Consider the following 6,590-nt stretch of genomic DNA (forward strand, 5'->3'; position numbering starts at 1 on the left):
ACGTGATCTGTGCCGCATTCGGTCTTCTCAGGCGCAGGGACTAGACTTCGCGCGGTCTACAGGACGTGAGAATCCGCCTCCGCTCCGGCACCCCTCGTGCTGGTGGGGAGGCCAATGGGAAGGTCGACAACCGTGCTTTACGCAGCAGCGAGTGGCGGGGGAGCCGGCGGTCTGATGCCGATCCTCATGATCGCTCTGCTCTTCGGCGTCATGTACTTCATGATGATCCGCCCCCAGCAGAAGCGCCGCCGCGAGGCTGAGCAGATGCAGTCCGCGCTGGCCCCGGGCGACGAGGTCGTCACCATCGGCGGGCTCCACGGCACGGTAACCGCCGTGGAGGACGAGACGGTCCTGCTGGAGGTCGCCCCGGGCGTGGAGACCCGGTACGCGCGCCCGGCCGTCGCCCGCGTGATCAAGCAGGCCGAGCGCCCCGAGACGATCGAGCCGGTAACCGAGGACGCCGAGCCCGTCAAGGAGTGACCGTGGGCCCCGGACGGGGCAGCGGATTCAGCCGCACAAGTGGATAGTTGGGTCGGCGCCCGGCGCCGACACGCATGGGAATCCCGAGGGACGCGGCCGCGTCGTACCGGGGGAGGCGTGTCGGCCGGTGGCGTCGACCCGCCAGAGCCGTCGGGCGGACACCCCCGGCCCGACTTTCGTCGCCGCTGCCCAGCGGCGCGACCGTACAGGGAGACAGGACAGCCGTGGCACCACCTCAGGGACAGATGCGCCCCGGACGGCAGCTTGCCGTGCTCGGGCTCGTCTTCGTCGTCCTCTATCTTTTGGTGTTCTTCTCGGGCGGCGCCAGCGGTGGCTGGAAGGACCGGCTGGAGCCTCGGCTCGGCCTGGACCTGATCGGCGGCACCCGGCTGACGCTGGAGGCCACCAACAGCGTGGACGGCAAGCCCCCGACGGCCGCCAACCTCGAGGAGGCGCGCCAGATCATCGAGAACCGGGTCAACGCGTACGGCGTGGCCGAGGCCGAGGTGGTCACCGAGGGCAACCGCAACATCGTCATCTCCCTGCCCGGCCAGAACCGGGACCTGACCGACGTCGGCAGCGCCGCCGAGCTGCGCTTCCGCAAGGTCCTCAAGGCCACCGACGGCAGCGGCGCCACCGTCGCCCCGGCCCCGAGCGCCAGCGCCACCCCGGCTCCGTCGGGTAGCGCCACCCCGGCGCCATCCGGCAGCGCGACGCCGGCGCCGTCCGGCAGCGCCGCGCCGCAGGCCACCGCCTCGCCGAGCGCGGGCGGTCAGGGCGGCATGGCCCCGGCGCCGAGCGCCAGCGCCGCCGCGCCGACCCCGTCGGCGTCGCCGAGCGCCGCCGCACCGTCCCCGAGCGCGAGCGCGAGCGCCGCCCCGGTGCCGCAGGGCATCGAGGAGCAGCGCAAGGCCGTCGAGCAGAAGGTCGGCGCCGCCGCCTGGGGCGCCGCCACCGGCCTGAAGGCCCCGGCCGACGTCAGCGCCGACCCCTCGCTGGCCGAGAAGCTCAAGCCGTTCGGCACCCTCTCCCCGCAGGAGATCGCGGTGCTGCCGGTCGAGATGCAGTACAACGTCCCGACCATCACCTGCGCCCAGCTCGACAAGCGGCCGCCGGCGTCGATCAAGGACGAGAACCAGCAGGCGGTCGCCTGTGAGTCCGGCGCCAAGTACCTGCTGGACAAGGCGAAGGTGGTCGGCCGCGACGTCAAGAACGCCTCGGCTCAGCTCGACCAGACCAGCGCCTGGGTGGTGAGCCTGCAGTTCACCGGCAAGGGCCAGGAGAAGTGGACCGCGCTGACCCGCGAGTCGTTCAACAACGAGGGCCAGGCCTGCGACCAGACCGCGCTCGGCCAGGACGGCAAGTGCCGGGTCGCCGTGGTGCTGGACAACGAGATCATCTCGTCCCCGGAGATCCAGGGCGTGCTGACCGGTGACTCCCAGATCACCGGCAGCTTCGACAGCAAGACCGCCAACCAGCTGGCCAGCCAGCTGCGCTACGGCGCGCTGCCGGTGACCTTCAACCAGGCTGAGCAGCAGAACGTCACCGCGACGCTGGGCGACAGCCACCTCAAGGCGGGGCTGCTCGCGGCCGGCATCGGCATGCTGCTGGTCATCATCTACTCGTTCTTCTACTACCGGCTGCTCGGCTCGGTCATCTTCCTGAGCCTGGTGCTCTCCGCGCTGCTGGTCTTCGGCGCGCTGGTGGTGCTCGGCCGGTCGATCGGTTTCACCCTCACCCTCGCCGGCATCGCCGGCATGATCGTCTCGCTCGGTGTGGCGGCGGACTCGTTCGTCATCTACTTCGAGCGGCTCAAGGACGAGATCCGGGAGGGGCGCAGCCCACGCAGCGCGGTGCCGCGGGCGTGGGTCCGGGCCCGCCGGACGATCATCTCGGCGAACGCGATCACCCTGATGTCCGCCGTGGTGCTCTACCTCGTCTCGGTCGGCGCGGTGAAGGGCTTCGCCTTCGCGCTCGGCCTGGCGACCGTCCTCGACCTGGTGGTCGTCTTCCTCTTCCGGCACCCGATCATGACGATGTTCGCCCGGACCCGGGCGTTCCTGTCCCCGCGGGTCAGCGGTCTCGGCCGGGCCCTGCCGGCCCGATCGGCCGAGCAGGCCACCGTTCGCAACCCGCGCGTCAAGGAGGCCTGAGATGGCTAAGACTGGTCTGGCGTCCCGGCTCTACCGGGGCGAGGCCGATCTCAACATCGTCGGCCGGCGCAAGCTGTGGTTCGGCGTCGCCGGAGTGCTGGTGCTGGTCGCCGTGCTCAGCTTCGCGATCCAGGGCTTCCGCCTCGGCATCGAGTTCGCCGGTGGCAACTCCTTCCAGGTGCCGGCCAGCGTCGGCACCCTGGACCAGGCCGAGGCGAAGGTCAACGCCGCCCTGCTCGCCAAGGGTGGCGGCGTCGAGGTGGTCACCGCGCAGAAGGTCGGCAGCACCAGCGGCGAGTACTACGAGCTGCGCACGGCGCAGCTCAGCGCCGAGCAGGCCAACGCGGTCAAGACCGAGATGGCCCAGGAGTTCGGCATCAACGCCGACCAGATCAGCGGCAGCCAGGTCTCCGAGGCCTGGGGCAGCCAGGTCACCTCTCGCGCGCTGCTCGGTCTGCTGATCTTCATCGCGGTGGTGGCGGTCTACCTGATCCTCCGCTTCGAGTGGCGGATGGCGGTCGCGGCGATCGCCTCGCTGCTGACCAACCTGGTCCTCACCGCCGGCATCTACTCGATGGTCGGCTTCGAGGTCACCCCGTCGACGATCATCGGTTTCCTCACCATCCTGGGCTTCGCGCTCTACGACGTGGTGGTGGTCTTCGACAAGGTCCAGGAGAACACCCGGGGCATCACCGCGAACAACAACATGACCTACGGCGAGGCGGCCAACCTGGCGCTCAACCAGAGCCTCATGCGGTCGCTGAACACCTCGGTGGTCGCCCTGCTGCCGGTCGGTGGTCTGCTGTTCATCGGGGCGGGCCTGCTCGGCGCCGGCACGCTCAAGGACCTGGGCCTGGTGCTCTTCGTCGGTATGGCGGTGGCGTTCCTGACCTCGATCCTGCTGGCCACCCCGCTGCTGGTGCTGATGAAGAACCAGGACCCGCGGATCAGCGCGCACAACAAGCGGGTGCTGGCCCGGCGTGGCGCGATCGCCCGGGGCGAGGTCGCCCCGAAGGGCACGCCGCGGGCCGCCGTGGCCACCGACGACGCCATCGACCCGGAGGCGGCGGCCCTCGCCGGGGCCGCGCCGAAGGTGGGCGCCCGGCCAGCCGGCAAGCGTCCCGCCGGCACCCGGGGCGGTCGCCCCGGCGGCGGAGGCAACCGGCCGGGCGGCGCCAAGCGCCGCTGACCGGGGGCGACCTCCGACCTGCCCGGGGACACCCGGTAGGAACCGACCGGACGGCGTCCGTCATGTTGTGCGAGCGGCATGACGGACGCCGTCGTCGTTACGAAGGGACACGGGACGTATCGTGACGGAGACCCACACCACCGGGGTACGGGGAGACAGCGGCCTGGAGGTCGCCCAGCTGGTCGCCAGCCGGGTGCTGGACGTGCCGGACTTCCCCCAGCCCGGGGTCATGTTCAAGGACCTGATGCCGCTCTTCGCCGACGGTGCCGTCTTCCGCGAGGTGACCGACGGGATCATCGCGTACCACGGGCGGGACTCGTTCGACGCGGTGGCCGGCATCGAGGCGCGGGGGTTCGTGATCGCCGCCGCCATCGCGTACGCCTCCGGGGTCGGCGTGGTGCCGGTGCGCAAGGCCGGCAAGCTGCCCCGCGCGACGCACTCCGCCTCGTACGCGCTGGAGTACGGCGAGGCGACCCTGGAGGTGCACCAGGACGCCTTCACCGCCGGCCACCGGGTCCTGGTGGTGGACGACGTGCTCGCCACCGGCGGCACCGCCGAGGCCACCCTCGACCTGGTGGAGCGGGCCGGCGGCACGGTCGCCGGCTTCACCGTGCTGCTGGAGTTGGGCTTCCTCAAGGGCCGGGAGCGGCTCGCCCCGCGTCCGGTCCATGCCCTGCTGACCGTTTGACCCCATGAGCCGGTCGGACCGCCCCCGTGCGGTCCGTCCGGCGGAGGGGCGACGGCCCCTGCGTACGGGTAGCATTGCCCTTTGCCGACCGGGCGGGGTGGCAGGTCGGCGCGGAACAACACCGGCCCCCGGGCCGGTTGCACAGTACGTCGGCCGGACGGCCGACGCATCCCGGCGAGCGGTGAGGAGGCCGGTGTCCCACGATGTCGTCCCTCCGATGGAGGGCACGGTGCACCCGACAGGCGACGCGGACGGCTCGGTGACCGAGCGGAGCGGCAACCCGCCGGCCCGGGTGACCGGCGCCGGCGGCCCCGACGCCAGGACGGACGGCGGCGCGTCGTCCGGGGCGGTCGTGGTGCCGCTGCGGACCGACGCCACGGGTGAGCCGTCCCCCGGCGGAGGCTTCGCCCTCTCCAACGCCCCGACCGGCCGTCGGGTGCGCGCCCGGCTGGCCCGGTTCAACGCGCCGTGGCAGACCTCGCAGGTCAGCGAGGTGCTCGAGCCGCTGATCGCCACCCACCGGGAAAACCACCCCAAGGCCGACGCCCGGCTGCTCCAGCGCGCCTTCGACACCGCCGCGCGCTGGCACTCGGGTCAGTACCGCAAGTCCGGTGACCCCTACATCACCCACCCGCTGGCGGTGGCGACCATCCTGGCCAACCTCGGGATGGACACCACCACCCTGGTGGCGGCGCTGCTGCACGACACGATCGAGGACACCGAATACACCCTCGACCAGATGCGCGCCGACTTCGGTCCCGAGGTCACCCTGCTGGTCGACGGCGTGACCAAGCTCGACAAGGTCAAGCTCGGCGACGCGGCCAAGGCGGAGACGATCCGCAAGATGGTCGTCGCCATGGCCAAGGACCCGCGGGTCCTGGTGATCAAGCTGGCCGACCGGCTGCACAACATGCGTACCCTCACCTTCCTGCCCCGGCCCAAGCAGGAGCAGAAGGCGAAGGAGACGCTGGAGATCCTGGCTCCGCTGGCGCACCGCCTCGGTATGAACACCATCAAGTGGGAGCTGGAGGACCTCGCCTTCGGCACCCTGTTCCCGAAGCGGTACGAGGAGATCAACCGCCTGATCGGGGAGCACCAGCCGCAGCGGGAGGCGCTGCTGCGCCAGGTGACCCAGAAGGTGGGCACCGACCTGAAGGCCGCCAAGATCAAGGCGGAGGTCACCGGCCGGCCGAAGCACCTCTACTCGATCTACCAGAAGATGATCGTGCGGGGTCGCGACTTCAACGACATCTACGACCTGGTCGGCGTGCGGATCCTGGTCGACACGGTGCGGGACTGCTACGCGGCGCTGGGGGTCATCCACGCCAACTGGCAGCCGGTGCCGGGCCGGTTCAAGGACTACATCGCCATGCCCAAGTTCAACATGTACCAGTCGTTGCACACGACGGTCATCGGGCCCACCGGCAAGCCGGTGGAGATGCAGATCCGCACCTACGCGATGCACCGCACCGCTGAGTTCGGCATCGCCGCGCACTGGAAGTACAAGGAGCACAAGGGCACCCAGATCGTCGGCCCGCCGGCGCACATCGACGAGATGACCTGGCTGCGCCAGCTGCTCGACTGGCAGCGGGAGGCCGCCGACCCGAGCGAGTTCCTCGACGCGCTCCGGTTCGACCTGTCCAGCCAGGAGGTGTACGTCTTCACCCCGAAGGGCGACGTCATCCCGCTGCCGACCGGGTCGACGCCGGTGGACTTCGCGTACGCGGTGCACACCGAGGTCGGGCACAAGTGCATCGGCGCCCGGGTCAACGGCAAGTTGGTGCCGCTGGAGTCGACGCTGTCCAACGGCGACGTGATCGAGATCTTCACCTCGAAGTCCGACACGGCCGGGCCGACCCAGGACTGGCTCGGCTTCGTCAAGAGCCCGCGCGCCCGCACCAAGATCCGCCAGTACTTCAACAAGGAGCGGCGCGAGGAGGCGATCGAGGCCGGCAAGGACGCCATCGTCAAGGCGATGCGGAAGCAGGGCATGCCGTTGCAGCGGATGCTCACCTCCGACAACCTGATGGCGATCGCCCGGGACCTGCACCTCGCCGACGTCGCCTCGCTCTACGCCGCA

General features: G+C 70.7%; 5 protein-coding genes. All 5 read left to right on the top strand.

Annotated elements, in window-relative coordinates:
• The first annotated feature begins 132 nt into the window (after nucleotides 1-132).
• The gene (yajC, locus tag FXF52_RS31395; RefSeq protein ID WP_187413832.1) at nucleotides 133-480 is read left to right on the top strand and encodes a preprotein translocase subunit YajC; all 348 of its coding nucleotides are present in this window, start codon (nucleotides 133-135) and stop codon (nucleotides 478-480) included.
• A 224-nt stretch (nucleotides 481-704) separates the two neighbouring features.
• Entirely contained in the window at nucleotides 705-2,633 is a 1,929-nt protein-coding gene (gene secD / locus FXF52_RS31400; RefSeq protein WP_187413833.1) for a protein translocase subunit SecD, read from the top strand.
• A gap of 1 nt (nucleotide 2,634) precedes the next feature.
• A complete protein-coding gene (gene secF / locus FXF52_RS31405) occupies nucleotides 2,635-3,822 on the top strand; it encodes a protein translocase subunit SecF (protein ID WP_148802280.1) in 1,188 nt (395 codons plus the stop codon).
• 121 nt (nucleotides 3,823-3,943) lie between these two features.
• Entirely contained in the window at nucleotides 3,944-4,510 is a 567-nt protein-coding gene (locus tag FXF52_RS31410; protein ID WP_148802282.1) for an adenine phosphoribosyltransferase, read from the top strand.
• A 217-nt stretch (nucleotides 4,511-4,727) separates the two neighbouring features.
• Nucleotides 4,728-6,590 (top strand): bifunctional (p)ppGpp synthetase/guanosine-3',5'-bis(diphosphate) 3'-pyrophosphohydrolase (locus FXF52_RS31415; RefSeq protein ID WP_148802292.1); only part of this gene is annotated, 1,863 nt, incomplete at its 3' end.

The organism is Micromonospora sp. MP36, from assembly GCF_008119785.1.
In the GTDB taxonomy this organism is placed as follows: domain Bacteria; phylum Actinomycetota; class Actinomycetes; order Mycobacteriales; family Micromonosporaceae; genus Micromonospora.